Source organism: Streptomyces sp. NPDC002754, assembly GCF_053592315.1.
On sequence record NZ_JBSFVM010000025.1, the window covers coordinates 30,648 to 51,028 of the forward strand.

The window sequence follows — 20,381 nt, forward strand, 5'->3', positions numbered from 1 at the left end:
AGGTGAATGGTCACGGGCCTCATTCGTCGCGGGTACTGCTCAGCGTCCGGTCGGCCGACCACCTACTGGCGCGGAGGACCCCACGGCGGTTGCTGCTGCTGGCCGTAGGGGCCGGGCTGTTGCGGGGCCTGGGGCGGGTAGCCGCCCTGGTGGTAGGCGGGCGGGGGCATGGTGCCGGGGGCACCGGGTCCGCCAGGTCCGCCACGGTTGTTCTTGTTGCGGGAGACGACCACGATGACGACGATCACCACGATGATGACGAGCGCGGCGATGCCGATGCCGACGTAGAGCAGCGTGTTCGAGCTGCCGCTGTCCGAGGAGTCGGAGGCATTTCCGGTGGCGGGGGAGGGGGACGTACCGGCCTTGTCGCCCGAGTCACCCGAGGCCTTCGGAAGCGCGGACAGATCCCACGGACCGTTCGCACCCCCCTTGGGGATGTTCGCGGTGAGCGCCTTGAGCGGGCTCAGGTCGCCGTAACCGTGGTACGCGTCGGGCAGCTTCGACTTGTCGACGCCCTTGGCGATGTACGTCGACTTGATGACGCGGTTGACCAGTTGACCGGGGGTGTAGTCCGGGTACTTCTGCTTGAGGAGGGCGAAGGTGCCGGAGGCGATGGCGGCGGACATGGAGGTGCCATCGCCGGTGACGTAGTCGCCCTTGATGAACTGCCCGTCCTCGGTCTCGTAGCCGCCTTGGCTGGTGGCGACGATGATGTCCTTGGCCGGGGCGGTGAACATGAGTTGCTTGGAGTAGTTCTCGTCCTCCCAAGGGGTGCCGTTCTGGACGGAACCGCCGACTTGGGTGACGCCGGGGACGGATCCGAGGCCGTGCTTCTCTTCGGTGCCGTCGTTGCCTGATGCCTGGACAACTACGACGTTGTGGGCCAAGGCGTAGGCGATGGCCGCCTTGTTCGTCTCGTCTGTGTAGCCCTGAGAGACAGAGATGCTGATGACATCGGCGCCTTGATCGACGGCGTAGCGGATCGCCTCGTCCCACTCGCAGGCGGCCTTCCGCGATCTGTCGATAGCGCCACCCTCGGTCGCCCAGATGTCAACGGGAAGGATCTTGGCGTCTGGTGCCAGTCCCAGCACGCCTGCGCTGTTCCCAGTCCCGTGGCCGTGGCCCGCAATCAGAGAGGCCATGCCCGAGCCGTGATCGTCCAGCTTCTCCTCGTTGGCAGGTTTGCTGTCCGAACAGCGCTTGCCTGGAAGCACATTGCCCGTGAGGTCGGAGTGTGTTCCGTCCACTCCGTCGTCGAGTACCGCGACGGTGACGCCCTTGCCCGTGGCGACCTTGTGGATGGCGTTGATGTCGAACGCCTTGTTCTGCCACTGGCTGTTTCTGGTGGTGTCCGCCGAAGCGGTGGATGCGGTGCCGAGCACGAGGGCTCCCACCATGGCCGCACCACCGATCGCGCGGAGCGTCCTGTGCGCGAAGCGCATGCTCTGACACCTTTCTGGGTTGGTTCCGTGCTGTCGTAAGTGGGGCCCGCGACCGGGTGGTCGTGGGCCCCACGAACGGTATCTGGTTACTCGATGACGGGCGGGTTGGCTTTGCGGTCCTTGGGTGTCCAGGTCTCCTTGTCCTCGGTGAGGTAGTCAGGGAGACGACTGTTGTTACCGCCTTCGCCGCGCTGCTTTCCGGCGCCACGTCCGCCGGCGGCTCCAGCGGGGCCGAAGCCGCTGCGGCCGTTCTGGCCCTTGCCGCCGGCGCCTGTGCCACCCGTGCCGGATCCGCGGTTGCGCAGCCCCGTACCGCCAGGGGTGAACGCCCCGCCGGTCTTGCCCTTCGCTCCGCCGACGACTCCACCCTTCGCGCGTGCGGCAGCGCCCATCCTGCCCGCGCCGCCCTTGCCGGCGGCTCCGCCTGCACCATGGGCGCCACCGCCCATGCCGCCCATGCCGCGGCCGGCGCCTGTGCCCGTTCCTCGGCCGGTACCCGCGCCCGTTCCTCGGCCAACTGCTCCCGAACCTGTACGTCCGGCCGCGCCGCCACCGGCTCCACGCCCCAGAGCAGCCGCACCGCCGGCCATACCACCGGCGAGGCCGCCGGCCATACCACCGCCGATACCGCCGCCCGCACCGGCTCCTGCGCCGCCGCCGATGCCGCCACCGGCCCCGAGACCGCCACCTGCCCCGGGGCCGGAGCCCGGGCCGGTACCGATGCTGGGGGCGGCGCTCTCGAGACCCGTACCGATCTGGGACGCATCCGGAATGCCGCCGCCCGATGCGGTCGGCGACTTCAGGCCGTTGCTGTCGAAGTGTGGAATACCCTTGCCCGCCGGGCCTGTACCGATACCGGAGCCGCCCGGAATATTCGGGTTGGCGCCGCCGGAGCCGGGGACGTTCACGTTGCCGGGGCCGCCACCGGTGTCGGGGGTGTGGGGCTTGAAGGTGTTGTTTCCGGGGGTCGCGTTATCGAACTGGTCCGACGTCGACGAGTAGGAGGCTGCCAACCCCTCCAGATGCGTGGCAGCCTGCAGTGACGCTTCCCGCTTGGCGCCCATGCTGTCGCCCCACGTCTTAATGACTTGCTGGGTCTCCATTCCGCTAGCGATGTCCCCGTCGATGCTGCTCTGGGCAGCATCGGCCGCCTGCATGTGCCTGTACTGCGAGACCGCCGCAGAGGCGCCGAAGGTGGAAGGAGCAGCCAGCACTGCGGCAAAATCCGCGGCATCCATGGTGCTGAAGTAGTCGCTGACGGAGTCGCACGCCTCGTCCCACCAGCTGACGTCGATGTCGTCAAGCGCGGTCTTGACCTCGTCAAGTTTGTCCGCCGAGTCGAACATGCCGTCCGACGTGAGCTTCGCGGAGCTGCCACCGTTGGCGATCTCCTGGCTGATCTTGCCAGCCTCCTCCGCGAACTTGTCGGCGGAGCCGCCCTTCCAGCTCTCGAGGACCTTCTGCACGGCCTTGTTGAACTGCGCCAGTACGCCGCCGTCCCCGTCCGGGCCGACAAGCTCTTCGTGGACTTCCTTCCAGGCCTGCGAAACTTCCCTGAGGAGCCCAGGGTTGGTGTTGGCCACCATGTTCTTCAGGCTGTCAAGGTCCTTCGTATTGAACGGGGTGTCGAAGCCCCTGCCCGAGGCGCCCTCACCCCGGCCGCCCGTTGGTGCGTTTGCCACCATCTTGCTGTCCCCCTTCAGGCGTTCCGGTTGGCGACGTTCGAGCCGCCCGTGTCGGCCTCGGCGTCCTGGTACGTGCCCTGGGCCTTGACTGAGTTGTCGGCTTCAGCGTCCTGATACTTACCGTGGGCCTTACGCGTCTTCTGCCCGAACTTGTCGATCAGCTTCTCGATCTTGGCGATCATGTCGTCTTCGATGCGGGTCTTCATCGCGTCGTGCGCGTTCGCCAGCTTCCGCGCCTCGTCGAAGTCCCCCAGCGCGTCCTTCGGGACATACGTCGAGTACGCCGCTTTCCGCTTGGGCCCGCCCATGTCTTTCAGGACCTGGTTCAGTTCCTTGACCACCTGGTCAAGGGCATCGAGATCGACCTCGTACCCGTCAGCCATCGCAGGCCGCCTTCCCCGTTTTCTTCTGTAACTCTGAAGTTCTGTTGTGCCGCGTGCAGTTGGACGCGCAGTGACTACCTCAAGAATCGCCTGAGACGCGCCGAACTCACAAGTTCAACACAGGTTCCCTCACAGAACGTCCTCGCCCCGCCGCCGCAACCAGTCCCGCCGCGCCATCGCGCCCGCCGCGATGATGGCGAAGGCGAGGCCGCCGCCGATTACCAGGTACGTCCCGTAGCGGGAATCGCGCTCCGCCGGGGTTTCGCCCAGGGTCAGCTTCGCGGCGGTGATCTTCTCGCCGCTGCCCGCGTTCGCGCCCGCCGCTCCCTGGAGGTCCTCGTTGGTGATCTGCTCCGTGGGCGCGGTCGCGTCCTTGACGGCGGCCACGGGGTCGATGACGCCCCAGCCGATGTTGTTGTCGCGGTACGCGTGCGAGCGGGACGCCGTGTCCTCGAGGTGCCAGATGATCTGCTCGGGGGACCACCCGGAGTGCTTCTGCTTGAGGAGGGCGGCCACCCCGGCCGCGTACGGGGCGGCGAACGACGTTCCCTGGTCGACGCATTGGCCGCCCTGGGGCACGGTCGAGACCATGTCGACGCCGGGGGCCGCGATGTCCACGTGCTCGTTCGGCGTGGAGAACGGGGCGCGTTCGTTGTTGCGGTCGGAGGCGGCGACGGACAGCACGTTGGGGTTGTCGAGGGCCGCCGGGTAGGTGTCGGAGTCGTTGCCCGACGAGCCGCTGTTGCCGGCCGAGGCGACGATGAGGATGCCCTTGGCCTCGGCCCTGTTCACCGCGGCCTGCAAGGGGGCGAGCTTGGACACGTTCGCCGTGGTGCCCTGCGAGATGTTGATGACGTCGACGCCGGCCGAGACCGCGGCGTTGATGGCGTCGATCATGGTCGCCAGGTTGCCGCCCTCCTCCGCCGTACTCGTCTGGAGGGGCAGGATCTTGGCGTGGGGGGCGAGACCGTGGAAACCCGAGCCGTCGATCGGCGAGGCCGCGATGATGCCGGCCACCTTCGTGCCGTGGCCGACACCGTCGGTCGTGGGCTTGGAGCCCTTCGCGAACGACTTGCCGCCGAGGACCTTCCCCGTCAGCTGCGCGTTCTTCGTGTCGACGCCCGTGTCGATGACGGCCACGGTCACGCCGTCACCCTTGAGGGACTTGCCCTCCCACAGCTGCTCCGGGATGACGCGCTGCAACGACCACGGCGTGCCCTTGATGACGTTGCCGCCGAACTGGCAGTCGGTGGAGGCCAGTTGGGTGCCGTCGTCGGCGACGGCGGGCGTCGCGGTCAGGCAGGCGAGTACGGCCGTCGTCGCGAGCGCCGCGGCCGTGCGTCGGGCGGCGACACGGTGGGCGGCGACGATGGGTGCCATGGTGGGTGCCACGGTCTCTGTTCCCCCTATGAGTTCTGCGCCAGGGATTCGGCGTCAGGAGTTCCGCGTCAGGAGTTCTGCGTCTGCTTGGCGGCATTGGTCGTCAGGTCGGGGCCGGACGGCAGGAGCTTGGACCACTGGGTGGGGACCGACACCTTGGGCGTCTTCTCGTAGCCGAGGCGGATCTTCGCCTGGCTGACCTCCTGCTTCTCGGAGCCCGAAGTGTCCTTGCCCGAGTCGTTGTTGACAGGGAGGTAGTAGCGCAGGCCCGTGTCGGTGGCCAGGTAGTTGAAGCCGCTGGACGACTTGCCCTCCTGCTCCTGGTAGAGCAGGCCGCTGCCCGGACTGACGTACGAGGACGCGCTCGACGCGATCGAGCCGATGGGCAGGGACGAGCCTGCCCAGGTGGTCAGGTCGGTCGACTTGCCGCCGTGGTAGACGGAGCAGGAGGTGTCCTTCGACCCGCCGTTGGCGAGGGAGACGGCCTGGGTGGGCCAGGTGTCACCACCCGTCAGGCTTCCCTGGCCCAGGGTCAGTTCGCCCTGCGTGATCGTGGCGATCCGAGCGTTGCCGCCGAGCGTTTCCCTGAGCAGAGCCGTCTGGAAGTCGGTGATGGAGATGACCCGGTTCTGCTCGACCAGGTAGTGCTGGCCGCCGTTGGTCTGCAGGAGTGTGCCTGTGGTGCGGTACTTGGACGGTACGCCGCTCGCGCTGGAGGGGCCGCCGGCGCCCGGCACGGACGGCACCGAGATCGGCTCCGGGCTCTGGGTGAGCGTGCCGAGCCAGTCGTCCGTGACGGTGCGCGGCTGGGCGTGATCGCCGAAGAGCGTGCGGACGAGCTGGTCGAGGCTGAGGGCGGAGCTCCCCGCGAGCTTGTACGCGACACCCTTGCTGCTCACCAGATACGGCGTGCCGCTCTTGTCCTGAACGTACAGGGCCTGGTCGCCCGCCAGCTTGCCCGAGGACTTCGCCGTGACCTTCTGCGCGTCCTTCTTGTCGAGCACGAAGACGGTCTGCTGCACCGACGTCGCATCCGTGCCGCCGCTCGCCTGCTGGCAGAGCGCCCACACCTTGGCCGCTCCCGCGTCCTTGTCGCTCGGCATTCGGTCGGGGGCGTACGGAATTCCGACCATCGAACCCTGGGCGATATCCGATTCGTCGAGGAACTTTTCCTTGACGGTCTTCACGGAACCGTCACCGCTGTTTTTCGGGTCCAACAGAAGTTTCGCCGATGCGAGGTTGAGCACCGGGTGCAGGACGGGGACGTCCTTGCCGCTCTTGTCCTTGTCGCCCGACTTGAGCACCACGTACCGCGTCGCCGACGGATCCGTGACGATGATCCCCGCCTCGGGGGTGTCCCAGCCCTTCGGGGCAACCGGGCTCATCATTCCGCACGCCCCGAAGCCCGCCAGGACCACCACCGCCATGGCGATGCTGGGCACCACACGCTTGAGCGGCCTCGGTGCGCTGTCGACCGAGCCATTGGGGAGCGGCTTGAGAAAAGCGGCAACGGTCCGCTTGCGTGCGAAATTGTAGGCATTCAGTTCGTCGCGGCGTGATGCCATCGTTACGTATTCTCCCCGTTCTCGCTGGACCGTGCTGGACTATTGCTGGGTCCACTTCCCGACCACCCCCGGCGCGTGCGCCGCACGGGCCTCTACTATGCCGTGTGGTGATCGGGCCGTAGCGTACGGGTACGGTTTTTCCACGCGCCAGCCGACGTTGGGTCCCGATGGCCCCGGGCGGTCCGATTCCGACCGATTCAACCCAGCCGGCCATCACGATTCAGTACAGCAGCGAGCGAAGGAGCGGGGCGGGGGATGTCCAGCGCCAGCAGGACCCGACAGCGTGGCAATCAGGGGCGACCAGCCCCGAACGGGCGCCGCGGAGGGGGCCGTTCCGGCGGCCGCCCCACCGGCGGGCAGGGCGGACGAGGTGGGCGTACCGGGCAGGTCGCCCCGCCGCCCGTACAGCAGCAGGCCGCGGGACCGGCCAGGCCGAAGCTGCCTCGCAAGATCGGCAGCTTCGGGCCGATCAGCACGCACCACTTGATCATCATCGAGATCGCGCTGGCGCTCGTCGTCGCGGCCGCCGCGATCAAGGCGGTGCTCATGCTGCCCGCCGCCATCATCGGCGGACTGCTCGTCTTCCTCCAGCTCGGCCGGCGCCGCCGCCACCCGCTTCCCGAGTGGATGGCGATCGGCCGCGCCCTCAAGCGCCGCCGCCGCGCCTTCAGCGGGCCGCCGCCCGCCGACATCGACAGCGGCTTCGCGCCGCTCCTCGAGGCGGACCCGAGCCTGCGCACGTTCGAGTACGAGGCCCGGGACCGGCGGCTCGTCGGCTTCGTCGGCGATGGCTCGTTCCTGACGGCACTCGTTCAGGTGGACTCCGCGCCCGGCCCGCTGCGCCCGCAGGGTGACGCGCGACCGCTGCCCGTCGAGCTGCTCGCCGACGCCCTGGACGTCGAGGACATCCACCTCGAATCGGTGCAGTTGGTGCAGTACACCCAGCCCGCGCCCGCCCCGCACCTGCCGCCGCAGGCCCTCGCCGCGCAGGCGTACGCCGCGCTCCAGGCGCAGGCCGGAACGCCCGCGGTGCGGATGACATGGGTCGCGCTCAAGCTCGACCCCGAGCTGTGCCCGGAGGCCGTGGAGGCGCGCGGCGGCGACCTGCGCGGCGCCCAGCGTGCCCTGCTGCGCGCCGCCGACCAGCTGATCAGCCGCCTCAACGGGCGGGGCTTCGTCGCCGAGGTCCTCGACGAGAACGCCGTCCTCTCCGCGCTCTCCGTCGCGACCTGCGTCAACCCGCGTGCCAACCTCAACGCCCAGTCGCAGCAAGGCCGTTCGGGTCCGCGTACCGAGGAGAGCGTGCGCGCCTGGCGGTGCGACGACCGCTGGCACGCCTCGTACTGGATCGGTACGTGGCCGCAGCTCGGCCGCGGTGGCACGCCGCTCGGCGCGCTCGCGTCCGGCCTGTCCACGACCCGTACGCTCGCGACGACGTTCAGCATCGCCCTCGCACGCGCGGGCCGCGAGGACGTCGCGGTGAGCGGGCACGTGCGCCTCTCGGCGCGCAGCGAGAACGAACTCGGTCAGGCAAAGCGCGAACTCGAGCGCGCCGCCTCCGGCCTCAAGGCCGGCCTCGTCCGTCTCGACCGGGAACAGCTGCCCGGCCTCCTCGCCACCCTTCCCCTCGGAGGCACGCGCTGATGAGTACCCCCGGCAACCAGGACCCCCGCGAGCAGATGACGCCCGAACAGCACGCCGAGCAGGAGCGCCGCGCCGCGGAGGCGGCGGAGCGACGCAGGCAGTGGGAGGCGCAGCAGGCCGCCGCCCAGCAGCAGCCGGCGCCGGAGGCGGGTGGCTACGGCTACCCGCAACAACAGCAGCAGTTGACGCCCGAACAGCACGCCGAGCAGCAACGGGCCGCGGAGGCGGCGGAGCGGCGCAGGCAGTGGGAGGCGCAGCAGGCCGCCGCCCAGCAGCAGCCGGCGCCGGAGGCGGGTGGCTACGGCTACCCGCAGCAGCAGCCGACGCCCGAAGCGGGTGGCTACGGCTACCCGCAGCAGCAGCCGACGCCCGAAGCGGGTGGCTACGGCTACCCGCAGCAGCAGCCGACGCCCGAGGCAGGCGGCTACGGGTATCCGCAGCAGCAACAGCAACACCCGACCCCGGACCAGAGCGGCTACGGCTACCCGCAACAGCAACAGCAGCAGCAGGCCGCCGCCCAGCAGCAGGCCACGGCGTCCCAACACGCCGAAGAGCAGCGGCAGTTGCGCGCCCGCTACCAGGAGGAGCAGCGCCGCGCCGAGGAGGCCGAGGCGCGCCGCCGCGAGTGGGAGGACCAGCAGCGGCAGCAGCAGATGGCGCAGCAGCGGGCGGCCCAGCAGCAGGCGGTCGCCCAGCCGCAGTACGCGCAGCCGCAGGACCCGTCCCAGGGTGTCGTCGGCGGCATCGCCCAGGTGCCGCAGCAGGCGGCCCCCGTGGCCACCGGCACCACCATGACGTACGCGCCCGCGCCGGAGGTCGGCTCCGGCCGGCCCACGCACCGGGCCCTCCCCGACGACCCGGCGAACGAGGACGACTTCGCGGAGTTCGAGGAGGATTTCACCAGCCCCGGCTACGGGCTTCGCGGCCCGCGCCGCCGTCGGCACGTCATGTCGAAGAAGTCGCTCGGCTCGCTCGGCGTGAGCGTCGGAGACGACGGTGTCGTCATCGGCGTCGACCCGCAGGGCAGCCCCGCCGTCCTCGACATGCTGCGGCCCAAGCCGCGCGAGATCCTCGTCGTCGGCTCGATGTGGACCGCGCAGATCATCGCGCTGCGCACCGCGGCCATCGGCGCCCGGATCGCCGTCGAGTCCGTGCGGCCCGCCGCGTGGGCGCCGATGGCGCAGGCCGCGGGCGGCGGACTGCAGTGCGTCTCCGTGTACGAGCCGCGCCAGATGGCCGCGCAGGGCGCGTCGGTGGCGAGCCCGGTCCTCGTCGTACGGGACCTGGGCGCGCAGCCCGGACGCTCCCAGATCGCGCCGACGCCCTGGCAGTCGACGCTCACCGTCGTGCCGTTCCTCGGCCCGCGCGCGCCGCGGCTGCTCGCCCGCGCCGACGTCATCGGACTGCAGAACCTCTCCCCGCAGGAGGCCGAGGTCATCGGCCGGGTGCTGCGCCTTCCCGAGCAGCTCACCCAGACGCTGCCGACGCTCAGCGACGCGACGATGCTGTGGATCGCGGGCGACAAGCGCCAGTTCGTGATGGTGCAGCCGACGGAACCGGAGACCGGGCTGCTCGGCGGCCCGCGCCGGATGGACTGACGCGCGGCGGCCTGTCCGCCTGTCGGCCCGCCGGGTGGATCGACACCCGGCGGGTTCCGGCGTGCGGCGGGTGGTCCCGAAGAGGCGTGGGGTGGCCCCGTGGAGAGCGGGTACGTGACGTGTACCGACGGGTACGTGACACGTACCGCCTTTACGGGGGCCGCCCCGAACCGTTTACGCTGTCCGGACGAACGGCTGAGACGCAAGTGACGCGGGGCCGCCGCGACGGTCGGGGGCGACGACGAGCGACCCACCAGGTCCCGCCGGATCCGGTCGTTCAGGTGCACAGCAGAGACCAGGAGGCACAGTGACCAGTGACCGGGACCAGCGGAACCCGGAACCCGGCGACGGTTCGATCGAGACGGAGCTGACGGGAGAGTTCCGGCTCGATTTCGACGCGCCGTCCTGGTACGCGCAGCCAAGCGAATCGAGTACTACGCCGCCGTCCGGCACGCCTGCGACCCCCTCGTCCGACACGGCAGGGGGGAGCGCGACTCCGCCGCCGCCCGCGCCGGTTCCCTCGTCCGAGGGGTCCGCGCCGCCGCCGGCCGCGCCCGGGTTCCCGACGTTCGGGGGTACGAGTACGGGCGCGGGGGAGGCGGCACCGGCCGCTCCCGCCGCGCCGCCGGCTGCTCCTCCTGCCGCCCCGCCCGCTGCCGCCGCCGATCCCGCCGCGTCGAGCCGCCGCTCCGGGGCCGTCGATCCCACGGGTGACCTGTGGGGGGACGACGACGATGACGATGACGACGACGCCGCTGACGGAGCGGAATCCGGGACGGCGGCGGCCGAGGCCACGACGTCCGGGGACGCTCCCGATGTGAACCAGGCGGCTGCCGCGGCCGGTTCGGCCGCGGCTGGTGCCGCTCCGGCGGCGCCGCAGCCGCCCGCCGCTGGTTACGGCTACCCGCCGCAGCAGCAGCAGCCCGCTCCCGGTCAGCCGGCCCCGGCCGCCGGTGGGTACGGCTACCCGCAGCCCGCGCCGCAGCAGCAGCCGGCTCCCGGCCAGCCCGCCCCGCAGCCGCCCGCCCCCGGTTACGGCTACCCGCAGCCCCCGGCTCCGGGTTACGGCTACCCGCCGCAGCAGCAGCCGGGCCAGCCGCAGCCTCCGGCGCAACCCCAGCCCCAGCCGCAGCCTCCGGCGCAACCCCAGCCCCAGGCGCAGCCCGCTCCCGGTCAGCCGGGTCAGCCGATGCCGCCGCAGCAGCCGGGCCCGTACGGCCAGCCCGCTCCTCAACAGCCGGGCCCCTACGGCCAGCCCGCCGCCCCGCAGCAGCCGGGTCCCTACGGGCAGCCTGCGCCGCAGCAGCCGGCTCCCGGCCAGCCCGCCCCGCAGCCGCCCGCCCCCGGTTACGGCTACCCGCAGCCCCCGGCCCCCGGTTACGGCTACCCGCCGCAGCAGCCGGGCCAGCCGCAGCCGCAGCCCGCCCCCGGTCAGGAGCCGGGCCAGGCGGCACCGCCCGCACCGCAGACCCCGTACGGCCAGCCGCCTCAGCAGGGTCAACCGGCTCCGGGGCAACCGGCTCCCGGTCAGCAGCCGCCCCCAGGTCAGCAGGCCGCTCCCGGGGCCCCCGCCCCGAACGCGTACCCGCAGCCGGCCGTCGACCCGCGCGCGGGCTGGGACCCGGGCGCCGGCCAGCAGCGTTCGGCGCCGGGTGCGCCCCTCGGCTACAACGCGCAGGTCGAGCTCAGCTCGGACCGCCTCCTGCGCAACCAGCCGAAGCGCAAGAACAACAACAAGGGCCCCAGCAAGTTCAAGCTGGGCGCCAAGGCGGCGGAGGCCGAGCGGCAGCGCAAGCTCCAGATGATGCGCACGCCGGTCATGTCCTGCTACCGGATCGCCGTGATCAGCCTCAAGGGCGGCGTCGGCAAGACGACCACGACGATGTCGATCGGCGCGACCCTCGCCTCGGAACGCCAGGACAAGATCCTGGCGATCGACGCCAACCCGGACGCCGGCACGCTCGGCCGCCGCGTGCGCCGTGAGACCGGCGCGACCATCCGCGACCTGGTGCAGAACATCCCGCACCTGCACTCGTACATGGACATCCGCCGGTTCACCTCGCAGGCCCCCTCCGGCCTGGAGATCATCGCCAACGACGTGGACCCGGCCGTCTCGACGTCCTTCAACGACGCCGACTACCGTTCCGCGCTCGACGTCCTCGGCAAGCAGTACCCGATCATCCTCACCGACTCGGGTACCGGTCTCCTCTACTCGGCGATGCGCGGAGTCCTGGACCTGGCCGACCAGTTGGTCATCATCTCGACGCCGTCGGTGGACGGCGCGAGCAGCGCCAGCACCACCCTCGACTGGCTGTCGGCGCACGGCTACGCGGACCTCGTCCAGCGTTCCCTCACGGTCATCTCCGGTGTCCGCGAGACCGGCAAGATGATCAAGGTGGACGACATCGTCAGCCACTTCGAGACGCGCTGCCGCGGCGTGGTCGTCGTCCCGTTCGACGAGCACCTGGCGGCGGGCGCCGAGGTCGACCTCGACATGATGCGTCCGAAGACGCGTGAGGCGTACTTCGAGATCGCGTCGCTGATCGCCGAGGACTTCGCGCAGCGCGCCGAGGCCCAGATGCAGGCGGGCGGCATGTACGGCGGCCAGCAGCCGGGCATGCCCCCGGCCGGCTTCCCGCCGCAGCAGCAGGGTTACGGGCAGCAGCCGCCGGGCCAGCAGGGCTACGGCTACCCGCAGCAACAGCAACAGCAACAGCAGCCGCCCCAGGCGCCGCAGCAACAGCAGCCGCCGCAGCAGCCGGGTGGCGGCGGCCTGCCGTCCGGTTGGACGCAGCAGCAGCCGCCGCAGTAGGCGAGTACGAGCAACTCATACGAGGGAGGGGGCCACGTCCGATACGGACGCGGCCCCCTCCCTCGTATGAGTGCGTATGAGTGCTCGTACTCGGATGACGCGTTATCGCTGGAAGGTCGCCCGCAGATGCTGGTCGAGCCAGGCCGTCCACGCGGGCAGGTCGATGTTGCTGTACGAGAAGGGGTACGGCCCGTGCGGGCCGGTGATCAGGTCGAGCGAGTCGTGGCGCGCCACGAACACCGTCTCCAACTGCCCGCCCGGACGCCGGTAGTCCGACGGGAACCACATCTCGATCTCCTGCCAGTAATCGGTCTGCGAGTTCCGGCCGCCGCTCGGGGTCCCCTTCTTCACCTCCGCCTCGTCGAAGCGGAAACCGAGGTTGGCGTACGCCTGTAGCAGCGCGTCCTGCGCCGGCAGTGCGTGCACCTGGATCTCGTCGAAGTCACCGCGGTCCACGGCATTGTCGACGGTCAACTCCGTACGCACCGCGACCCGCGCCCCCTTGAGCGGCCGCCCGCCGAGTACGTGCGTCAACGGGGTCTCCCACGGCACCTCGAACGAGACCTGCCCGTCCTTCGTCTCCCCGGCCTTGAGCTCGAACTTCTCACCGAGCACCAGCGACCTGACGACACCCGGGTTGCTCCACAGGACCTCGGTCTCCTCCCGGTCCTCGAACCGGGTGACGATCTCGATCCGGACCCGCTCCACCTCGATGTCCACGGACCCGCCCTGCAGCCGCACATTGCAGTGCAGTTGATCCCCCGGCCGTACGGCGCTCGCACTGAGCGTGGTCTCGACCTCGGGCGCACCGACACCGAGCGAACTGAGGAACTTCCGAAAAGCCATGAATACCCACTCCCCGGGCCACCGGATCCCTCGCCTGGGCCTTCCAGGTGCCCGCCCCGGGCCCGCCGGGGCACCCTAACGTGAGGGAGAGCGTCAGAACTGGATCAGAAGCCTCAGAAGAACAGGCTCGCGAAGCCGCCGAACATGAGCAGTACGCGAAAGACGACGGCGAGCACGAGACCGATGCCGCCGATCACCCACAGCCAGGACTCCGTGGTGGACAGCCACTTGGGCAGAGTGGCGGTGCCCTCGGAGTACGAGGGGCCGATGCCCTTCTTCGGGAAGTGCCCGGCGGCGATGCACGTGAAGCTGTAGCCGAGGAAGATCAAGGCGAGGAAGCCGAGGCAGAGGCAGTTCGCGACGGACAGCCAACTCGTGACGTACAGGCTGCCGTCCGACGATTGGTTGACCGGGACCTCGTAGCCCTTTTTGTATCCCTGGTCGTAGTTCTGCTCCCGGATCTTGTCGATGGCCTCGCCGTCACCGCTTCCCGAGTCTCCATCCAGCACGAGCCGCGCCGACCTGTCCACGACGTCACCGTCCGAGGAGCGGAACGTCCCGGTGCAGCTGAGCTCCGTGACCCGGTGGCTCGGACGGCTGCTGTGCGAGCGCGTTGAGCCGCCCGAGCCGTACGTCGTGTCGCATTGGCTGAGCGACAGGTCGCCGCGTGTGCCGACGACGCCGGTCGACATCGCGGCAGTGGAGAAGCCGTACCACACGACAGCGAGTGCGGCGATCAACAGCGCGACACCGAACCACCGCCCGATCGGTGAAGGAGGAACAGGGGTGGCCTTGCCTGCTTCGGTCGCAGGATCGGAGGGCGAGGGAGGGGAGGGGAAGGCAGCGGAAGTCATGTGGAAAGTCCTGTTGGGCCCTGGGCGGTGGGTAAGGGAGGTTTCGCACCGTAGCGGGCTCCCGTGGAGGCAGTACGGCAGGTACGTGAAGAGAGGGTGCATTGTGCGCTCTTGTGAATTCGGTCGACTACAGTACGACACCGGCTCAGTGGAGCCGGGACTGGTATGTGATCGGCAGGGGGAAGGCTCATGGCGGGCGGCAGTGGATTCGATATCGATCCGGATGTCCTGAAGTCGATGGGGCAAGAATTCGCGCGGCTCGCTGAGGCGTTCGGTTCGGCGGCGAAGAAGTCGGGCGACGCGATCGAGGACCACGAAGAGGGCTTCGGCGATGACGATGCAGGGATCGCCACTGCGATCCTCGACTTCTACAAGCCGATCAGCGCGGGTATCCGCGACTCTTTGGAGCACCTCACGGAGGGCCTGAAGGGCGTCGGGGAGAAGCTCGATTCCATGGCCGAGCAGTACGACACGACGGAGCAGGACCACTTCCGGACGCTGATGCAGGCGTCTCAGAACCGCGGGTCCTAGTCGCTGACGGCACCCGCGATGGAAGGTCGAGTGCACACCTGCACGCCTTCGTAGATGTACCGCTGTCGTTGATGTACTGCTGAGGAGCAAGCACGTGGCTTTGGACGAGATCACCGTACTGCCGCCTGAACTGGACTTCGTCCTGGACCTTCTCGGGTTCGACTGGCCGAACCTGAACGAGATCAAGATGGTCGAGGCAGCCAACGAGTGGCTCCAGCTCGGACAGGCCGCGGCCGACGCGCAGTCGCAGGGCGGCATGGCCGCTCGGCCGGCCGAGAATTTCTCGGGTGAAGCAGTCGAGGGGTTTTCCGAGGAGTGGGGAAAGTTCGCCAACGCTGCGCTCGGGGTCGGTTACCTCGATGTGATCAGTGTGTCCTCGGGGGCGCTCGCCGGGGCGCTCACCGCATGTGCGGCCATCGTGGCCGAGATGAAGATCGCCATCATCGTCCAACTCATCGATCTGGCCATCGAGTTCGCCGTCGCGCAGGCGGCCGCGATCGAGACCCTCGGGGCTTCCGAGGCGGCGTTCGCGGCCCGGGTCGTCATGATCAGGCAGCTCGTGGCGCGCCTGCTCAAGGAGGCGGCGCAGAAGGTCTGGCAGGCGATCCAGGACGCCCTCAAGGAGCGGGTCGTCAAGGAGGCGAAGACCATCCTTGAGGACCTGGCCAAGGACACCCTGAAGTCCGTCGCCTCGGAGGCGGCGACGCAGAGCATCAAGGTGGGGTTCGGTGCGCAGGGCAGCCTGGCGGAGTCTGCTCTGGGATTCGGTGCCTCGGTCGTCAATCCGGCCATGGGCAAGGTGGCCGGCGAGGTCGAGGTGAACGACGAGGGCACCGGTTACGACTTCGAGGCCAAGGCCGGCGGAAAGGTCGTCCAAGGCTTGGCGGCCGCGGATTCAGGCGACCCGGGCGGGTTGCGGACTGCCGTGCAGGGGGCGGGCGAGCTCTTCAACAACGGTACGGAGAAGCCGTCGGCGTCGTCAGGGACGTCCGGGGGTACCGGAGATTCCACGCCCAGCACGGACCAGGGCGGTGGCGGCACTTCCGAGAACGGCTCGTCGGGCGGCAGCGGTGGTTCGGAGCCGACGGGCTCGTCCGGTAACGGCGGCTCGGGTGAGTCCCCTTCCGCAGAGTCGGGCGGAGCCGCTGGAGACACCGGCTCCTCGGAAGGCGGTGGCGCCTCCGGTGGCTCGCAGGCCGATGCGGACGTGCGCGCCGCGTTCGGCTGACCGCTCACACCTGTTCGCCCGCCCGTCACCGTTCCAGCCGAAGGAGACCCATCCCATGACCGCTGACAAGCGCAATGGTTACGACGCCCTCGGTGAGCGCGAGTACCCCATCGAGGACAAGAACCTCACCGAAGAGCAGAACGAGCACCTGACGGCGTCCCTGCGCAAGGTCCGCGACATGAAGGGCGCTCCGCCCGCGTTGCAGGATCTCGCGCGTCAACTCCTCGGTGGACGTATGGAGTTGACGGACGTACTGGACTCGCAGTCCGGTCACCGTGCCCTGGGTGAGGGGCTGTCCGGCATGCGGGAGCAGTGGCGGAACATGTCGCCGCAGGAGCGGCAGAAGGTCCGGGAGTACGACCCGGACGAGGATCCGAAGAACGCTCCCGGGCGCGACGGCAGGGTCCGCTAGTGTCCATGGCCACCAACAGCGAGGCATGGCAGCGCCATCGGACCCGTCGCTCGTTCGTGTACCGCGGCGCGGTACGGGCTGGATCATCGGCGCCGTGCTCGTCGTGTTCGCCATCAAGATCCTGATCTCCGCGGGCGGTTGGGTCGGCCGGCACGTCACTCCCCAGGACGGCGCCGGCACGCCCGGACTGTTCGGGTTCGCCGCGTGTGCGCCCGCCGGGGACGACTACCGGCGCGTTCCGAGAGGACGCCGGGGACCATCGGATGTTCGACGACGCCCTCTTCGTGGCGCCCACCGAGCAGTTCAAGGGCGGCCTCGCGGCCGTGTACCGGGCGCCGGACGGCGGCTACTCGTACGACAACCCGGGCGAGGTCACCACGGGGATGCTCGATGGGGCATCGATGGCGTTCGGTGCTGCCGCATTGATGGTCGGCGTAGGCACCTTCTTCCTGGCGACCGGATACACGCCGCGCCCGCCGCGGATGTCCGGCAGCTGGTCCCGGTGGGGTCGCGTCTCCTTCGGGGAGGCGTGGCAGATCGTGCGCTCCCGAGCCCTGATCCTGTGGTCGATCGTCGGCTTCTGCGTCCTGGGTCTTGTGCTGCTGGTGACGGGACCGCTGCTGACGTTCCTGGCGTAACGCACGCCCGGCAACGCCGTGGGCCCCGAGTCGTACTCGACTCGGGGCCCACGTGCGTGACCGGTCAGATGAAGATCTTCGTCAGGATGATGCCGACGACCGCCATGGAGGCGACCGTGATCACGGTGCCGCGCGTCCCCGGGCCGATGCTCTGACTCCAGGCGACCTTGAGTGGGACGCTCCCGCCGCCGCCTCGCGGCCAGTCCGCCCGGAGGCAGAAGATCCCGGCCGCGAGGAAGAAGAGGCTGAACAGCACGGCGAGCGCGGACCGCTCCGTCTTCCCCGGATTCGACGTATTGAACTCGCCGAGGAAGTTTCCGATCACCGAGTCGGGGTTCAGGCGGGCGGTGTGCAGCTCAGTGCCCTTACCTCCGGAGTCCATCAGCCGTCGGATGTAGTCGTCGCCGTCCGGGACCGGGGCGTCCCCGGGAAGCAGTGTCATACGGACGGATGCGGCGGCCGCGCCGCCCCCGTCGGGACGGAACGCGCCTTTGCACGTCACCTGCGGATCGTGCGAGGAGCCGTTTCTGTGGGAGCCCCCGGGAGCCCTGCCGAAGGACTCTTTGCACGAAATCGCCTTGAAAGTCCCGCTAGTTCCGATATTTCCGCTGGAGTAGACGGCCTGGAGCGAGAACCAGGCCGCCATCACCACGAAGATCGCAATGAACATGAATCCGAGAACGCCGCGATCCCGCAAGCGGGTCCTCGGCTGCGCCTGCACAGGCTGACTCACGCGACTACCGACCTTCGGTGGGGGTGTGGGGTGGGGGTGGGGTCGCGGGCTCCGGCGGCCCGGTCCGTTAGGGTACGGGACGCGATGCGACCCGCCTGAGCCCGCGCCCGAGCCGGGCACCGGACGGCGGCGGTGAAGGCGCTTCGCCACGTACACAGACACACAGCTAGGGGGCACCACACCATGAGTAGTGGTGGCAATGGATTCGGTCCGCAGGGTGAGCGCGAGTACCCGATCGAGGACAAGAACCTCACCGAGGATCAGAACGAGCACCTGACGGCGTCGCTGCGCAAGGTCCGCGACATGAAGGGCGCTCCGCCCGCGTTGCAGGATCTCGCGCGTCAACTCCTCGGTGGACGTATGGAGTTGAAGGACGTACTGGACTCGCCGTCGGGTCATCGCGCCCTGGGTGAGGGGCTGTCCGGCATGCGGGAGCAGTGGCGGAACATGTCGCCGCAAGAGCGGCAGAAGGTCCGGGAGTACGACCCGGACGAGGACCCGAAGAACGCCCCGCCGCGTGACAACAGGATTCGTTGAGGACGGGCGCTGACGTGACATCTACGGGGGCCGCCGACCAGTACGTGGAGCGGCGCAATTACATTTTCAGGCGCATGTTCGGCTGGCTGGCAGGGCTCGCCATCGTGGTCATCGGCGGCGCGACGGCCTGGGCGGGCGTCGGGTACCTCGACGGGCACGTGACGGTCTCGGCGCGGCCGGGATCCGTGGTGGTCCAGTCGTGCGAGCCCGCGGGCGCGGCGTACACCTGCACCGGCACCTTCGAGGACGACGAGACCGGCGAGAAGACCCAGGGCGCCGACGTGCGGTGGGACCACGACGCCGTCCCGAACGCCGCACTCCCCGCGTTCAAGACGGACGACGGCTACACGGCCACGGTCGACGGCGAACTCACCACGGCCAAGCTGTCCAGGGCGCTCTTCTGGCTCGGCCTCACGGACCTGCTGTGGCTCGTCGGCGCCTTCTTCCTGCTGACCGGCTACCAGCCGCGACCGCCCCTCCACTACGGCCCGTTCATCGGTGTCTGGCGTGAACGTGAACGCCGCTTCGGCCGGGTCACCCTGGAGGAGGCGTGGCGGGTCGTGCGACATGAGCGCGGTCCGGCGCTGCCGATCCTCGTGGTGGTTGCGGTGCTGTGCCCGGTGCTGTTCGTCGGGAGCTGGCTGGCGGGGGGTGCGTGACATGGTCATCGGGCAGGAGGAGCGGCAGACCGGCAGTGTCTATGTCCTACAGCACCTGGGCGGTTGGCTGTTCGGAACGTTCGTCGTCCTGTTGGGCCTCTTCTTCGGGCTGGCCGGGGCCGGTGCCCTCAATGGGCATGCGACCGTCACGGCGCACCCCGGCACGTTCCGCATCGAGTCGTGCGCCTTCGCCGGTGACCACCACGAGTGCGAGGGAACGTTCGAGGACGACGTCAACGGGCAGACGGTGACCGGGGTCTCGGCCGAGATGCTCTGGCACGGCGACCCGGGCGAGGTGGCCGCTTTCAAGGTCCCGGACGGGTACTCCGACTACGCGGGCGACGAGCTGATCCCGAGCGAACTCTCCCGCGCCCTCTTCTTGATGGGGGCCGGGGCGTTCACGGTGGCCGTTGGTCTGTTCTGTGTCCTCACCGGCTACTCGCCGCGGCCCAGCTCTACGAATCGACGTCCGGTCCCGTCGTACGGCCGCATCAGTATTGGCCAGGCGTGGCGAGGTATCGGGAGCTGGGGCCCCGTGCGTCCGACCCTCTGCGGCCTGGCCGGTCTGGGCGTGCTCATCGCGGCCGGAGGCGCGGTCGTGTCGCTGGTCTATAGCTGACGACAACGCTGGTCTGTCGCTGACGACAACAGGGACAGCTGTAACGACCGCCACCACCACTGCAACGACCCCTACAGCGCCAGCCCCAGCAGCAACGACACCACCACGCCCAGCGCCCCGAACGCGGCCAGGCCGAAGATGATCGGTCGCGTCGCCCCGCCCGCCGTGGAGCGCCACGCGGTGCCGTACGAAACCCTGCTGCGCGTACCGGTGTAGCCGGTCACCGTCATGAAGGCGCCCAGGGCGGTGCCGATCAGCATCCCGAAGGCGAAGGCGCACATCAGCCCGGCGTTCCAGGCGTTGGCCTCGACGTACGAGAACTGGCGGCTCTCCAGCGTCGACGCGGAGTCCGTCTGCGTCACCGAGATCTTCGATCCCGCGGAGTGCGAGGACGACGGTTCGAGGTAGGCGTTGGGGTCGTCGCCCTTGCCGCCGTCCGCGGTGAACGTCCCGTGGCACTCCACCTCTTCGCGGGTGCGGTGCTTGCCGTGCGAGCGGTAGCTGACGGTGTGCGCCGAGCACTGGGAGACCGTGAACTCGCCGTGTGTCCCGCGCAGCCCGGCGGCGTACGTCGCCTGCCAGCCGAGGATGCCGCCGCCGATGAGCGTGACGAGCATGACTCCGACGCCGATCAGGCGCGCCATGAAGGGGACCTGGTGCTTCGGGGGCGGGTAGCCACCGGGCGCCGGGTGAGGTGGCGGCTGCTGTTGCTGGTAGTGGGACATCTTTCGGGTGATTCCCCCTGTGCCGAAGGGATCGCGGTAGGGCTCTCCCCGCGCCTACGGATGCGGTTGTGGACAGTCGCGGAACGCTAC

The 20,381-nt window shown here is 69.6% G+C and carries 19 protein-coding genes; 10 read left to right on the forward strand and 9 right to left on the reverse strand.

All coding sequences use genetic code 11. The annotated features are described in order from the left end of the window. Positions 1 to 62: 62 nt before the first annotated feature. The 5 genes from ACWD2L_RS32065 to eccB all read right to left on the reverse strand — a co-directional run bounded on the left by ACWD2L_RS32065 (position 63) and on the right by eccB (position 6,455). On the reverse strand, positions 63 to 1,442 hold the full coding sequence (locus ACWD2L_RS32065) for a S8 family serine peptidase (RefSeq protein WP_351333775.1): 1,380 nt from the start codon (positions 1,440 to 1,442) through the stop codon (positions 63 to 65). Between the two features lie 86 nt (positions 1,443 to 1,528). After that, on the reverse strand, positions 1,529 to 3,127 hold the full coding sequence (locus ACWD2L_RS32070; protein WP_351333772.1) for a WXG100 family type VII secretion target: 1,599 nt from the start codon (positions 3,125 to 3,127) through the stop codon (positions 1,529 to 1,531). Positions 3,128 to 3,141: 14 nt separating this feature from the next. Beyond that, positions 3,142 to 3,510: a hypothetical protein gene (locus ACWD2L_RS32075; RefSeq protein WP_351333770.1), complete on the reverse strand. Its 369-nt coding sequence runs from the start codon at positions 3,508 to 3,510 to the stop codon at positions 3,142 to 3,144. Between the two features lie 129 nt (positions 3,511 to 3,639). Next, complete coding sequence (gene mycP, locus ACWD2L_RS32080) at positions 3,640 to 4,902, reverse strand: type VII secretion-associated serine protease mycosin (RefSeq protein ID WP_351333767.1); 1,263 nt, start codon at positions 4,900 to 4,902, stop codon at positions 3,640 to 3,642. A gap of 56 nt (positions 4,903 to 4,958) precedes the next feature. Next, positions 4,959 to 6,455 carry a type VII secretion protein EccB gene (eccB, locus tag ACWD2L_RS32085; RefSeq protein WP_351333765.1) on the reverse strand — a complete coding sequence of 499 codons (1,497 nt, stop codon included), beginning with the start codon at positions 6,453 to 6,455 and terminating at the stop codon, positions 4,959 to 4,961. Positions 6,456 to 6,710: 255 nt separating this feature from the next. On the opposite strand from eccB, the gene eccE reads away from it, so the two are divergent. The 3 genes from eccE to ACWD2L_RS32100 all read left to right on the forward strand — a co-directional run bounded on the left by eccE (position 6,711) and on the right by ACWD2L_RS32100 (position 12,509). Next, entirely contained in the window at positions 6,711 to 8,099 is a 1,389-nt protein-coding gene (gene eccE, locus ACWD2L_RS32090) for a type VII secretion protein EccE (protein ID WP_351333762.1), read from the forward strand. Next, on the forward strand, positions 8,099 to 9,697 hold the full coding sequence (locus tag ACWD2L_RS32095; protein WP_351333760.1) for a hypothetical protein: 1,599 nt from the start codon (positions 8,099 to 8,101) through the stop codon (positions 9,695 to 9,697). Before eccE ends, ACWD2L_RS32095 begins: the two co-directional genes overlap by 1 nt. 307 nt (positions 9,698 to 10,004) lie before the next feature. Further along, positions 10,005 to 12,509, forward strand: coding sequence for an AAA family ATPase (locus tag ACWD2L_RS32100; RefSeq protein ID WP_451192734.1), 2,505 nt, complete (start codon positions 10,005 to 10,007; stop codon positions 12,507 to 12,509). Between the two features lie 102 nt (positions 12,510 to 12,611). On the opposite strand, the gene ACWD2L_RS32105 is transcribed toward ACWD2L_RS32100, so the two are convergent. Together ACWD2L_RS32105 and ACWD2L_RS32110 are read right to left on the reverse strand one after the other, a co-directional pair. Further along, a complete protein-coding gene (locus tag ACWD2L_RS32105) occupies positions 12,612 to 13,355 on the reverse strand; it encodes a sporulation protein (protein ID WP_351333756.1) in 744 nt (247 codons plus the stop codon). A gap of 113 nt (positions 13,356 to 13,468) precedes the next feature. Next, positions 13,469 to 14,209 (reverse strand): hypothetical protein, encoded by a 741-nt coding sequence (locus ACWD2L_RS32110; RefSeq protein ID WP_351333753.1) that lies wholly within the window; start codon positions 14,207 to 14,209, stop codon positions 13,469 to 13,471. A gap of 189 nt (positions 14,210 to 14,398) precedes the next feature. Here ACWD2L_RS32110 and ACWD2L_RS32115 point away from each other — a divergent pair, with 189 nt between their 5' ends. The 4 genes from ACWD2L_RS32115 (at position 14,399) to ACWD2L_RS32130 (ending at position 17,018) form a co-directional block, all read left to right on the forward strand. After that, positions 14,399 to 14,740, forward strand: a complete 342-nt coding sequence (locus ACWD2L_RS32115; RefSeq protein WP_351333751.1) for a hypothetical protein — start codon at positions 14,399 to 14,401, stop codon at positions 14,738 to 14,740. Between the two features lie 94 nt (positions 14,741 to 14,834). After that, complete coding sequence (locus tag ACWD2L_RS32120) at positions 14,835 to 15,968, forward strand: WXG100-like domain-containing protein (RefSeq protein WP_351333749.1); 1,134 nt, start codon at positions 14,835 to 14,837, stop codon at positions 15,966 to 15,968. Positions 15,969 to 16,023: 55 nt separating this feature from the next. Beyond that, positions 16,024 to 16,380 carry a hypothetical protein gene (locus tag ACWD2L_RS32125; protein ID WP_351333747.1) on the forward strand — a complete coding sequence of 119 codons (357 nt, stop codon included), beginning with the start codon at positions 16,024 to 16,026 and terminating at the stop codon, positions 16,378 to 16,380. A 263-nt stretch (positions 16,381 to 16,643) separates the two neighbouring features. Further along, positions 16,644 to 17,018, forward strand: coding sequence for a hypothetical protein (locus tag ACWD2L_RS32130; protein WP_351333744.1), 375 nt, complete (start codon positions 16,644 to 16,646; stop codon positions 17,016 to 17,018). Positions 17,019 to 17,082: 64 nt separating this feature from the next. On the opposite strand, the gene ACWD2L_RS32135 is transcribed toward ACWD2L_RS32130, so the two are convergent. Next, the gene (locus ACWD2L_RS32135) at positions 17,083 to 17,520 is read right to left on the reverse strand and encodes a hypothetical protein (RefSeq protein ID WP_451192738.1); all 438 of its coding nucleotides are present in this window, start codon (positions 17,518 to 17,520) and stop codon (positions 17,083 to 17,085) included. A gap of 414 nt (positions 17,521 to 17,934) precedes the next feature. Here ACWD2L_RS32135 and ACWD2L_RS32140 point away from each other — a divergent pair, with 414 nt between their 5' ends. Genes ACWD2L_RS32140 through ACWD2L_RS32150 form a run of 3 tightly spaced genes read left to right on the forward strand, consistent with a single transcriptional unit; the run spans position 17,935 to position 19,566 of the window. Further along, positions 17,935 to 18,288 carry a hypothetical protein gene (locus tag ACWD2L_RS32140; RefSeq protein WP_351333738.1) on the forward strand — a complete coding sequence of 118 codons (354 nt, stop codon included), beginning with the start codon at positions 17,935 to 17,937 and terminating at the stop codon, positions 18,286 to 18,288. Between the two features lie 14 nt (positions 18,289 to 18,302). Continuing rightward, on the forward strand, positions 18,303 to 18,947 hold the full coding sequence (locus ACWD2L_RS32145; protein ID WP_351333735.1) for a hypothetical protein: 645 nt from the start codon (positions 18,303 to 18,305) through the stop codon (positions 18,945 to 18,947). 1 nt (position 18,948) lies between these two features. Continuing rightward, positions 18,949 to 19,566, forward strand: a complete 618-nt coding sequence (locus ACWD2L_RS32150; protein ID WP_351333733.1) for a hypothetical protein — start codon at positions 18,949 to 18,951, stop codon at positions 19,564 to 19,566. Positions 19,567 to 19,637: 71 nt separating this feature from the next. Here the strand turns inward: ACWD2L_RS32150 and ACWD2L_RS32155 are convergent, their stop codons facing one another. After that, positions 19,638 to 20,291, reverse strand: a complete 654-nt coding sequence (locus ACWD2L_RS32155) for a hypothetical protein (protein WP_351333730.1) — start codon at positions 20,289 to 20,291, stop codon at positions 19,638 to 19,640. Positions 20,292 to 20,381: the final 90 nt, after the last annotated feature.

Coding starts and splice junctions, on each gene's coding strand:
- ACWD2L_RS32105 (WP_351333756.1), bottom strand. CDS start 13,355: ATGGCTTTTCGGAAGTTCCTCAGTTCGCTCGGTGTCGGTGCGCCCGAG.
- ACWD2L_RS32075 (WP_351333770.1), bottom strand. CDS start 3,510: ATGGCTGACGGGTACGAGGTCGATCTCGATGCCCTTGACCAGGTGGTC.
- ACWD2L_RS32065 (WP_351333775.1), bottom strand. CDS start 1,442: ATGCGCTTCGCGCACAGGACGCTCCGCGCGATCGGTGGTGCGGCCATG.
- eccE (WP_351333762.1), top strand. CDS start 6,711: ATGTCCAGCGCCAGCAGGACCCGACAGCGTGGCAATCAGGGGCGACCA.
- ACWD2L_RS32125 (WP_351333747.1), top strand. CDS start 16,024: ATGACCGCTGACAAGCGCAATGGTTACGACGCCCTCGGTGAGCGCGAG.
- ACWD2L_RS32115 (WP_351333751.1), top strand. CDS start 14,399: ATGGCGGGCGGCAGTGGATTCGATATCGATCCGGATGTCCTGAAGTCG.
- eccB (WP_351333765.1), bottom strand. CDS start 6,455: ATGGCATCACGCCGCGACGAACTGAATGCCTACAATTTCGCACGCAAG.
- ACWD2L_RS32140 (WP_351333738.1), top strand. CDS start 17,935: ATGAGTAGTGGTGGCAATGGATTCGGTCCGCAGGGTGAGCGCGAGTAC.
- ACWD2L_RS32095 (WP_351333760.1), top strand. CDS start 8,099: ATGAGTACCCCCGGCAACCAGGACCCCCGCGAGCAGATGACGCCCGAA.
- ACWD2L_RS32150 (WP_351333733.1), top strand. CDS start 18,949: ATGGTCATCGGGCAGGAGGAGCGGCAGACCGGCAGTGTCTATGTCCTA.
- ACWD2L_RS32110 (WP_351333753.1), bottom strand. CDS start 14,209: ATGACTTCCGCTGCCTTCCCCTCCCCTCCCTCGCCCTCCGATCCTGCG.
- ACWD2L_RS32130 (WP_351333744.1), top strand. CDS start 16,644: ATGTTCGACGACGCCCTCTTCGTGGCGCCCACCGAGCAGTTCAAGGGC.
- ACWD2L_RS32155 (WP_351333730.1), bottom strand. CDS start 20,291: ATGTCCCACTACCAGCAACAGCAGCCGCCACCTCACCCGGCGCCCGGT.
- ACWD2L_RS32070 (WP_351333772.1), bottom strand. CDS start 3,127: ATGGTGGCAAACGCACCAACGGGCGGCCGGGGTGAGGGCGCCTCGGGC.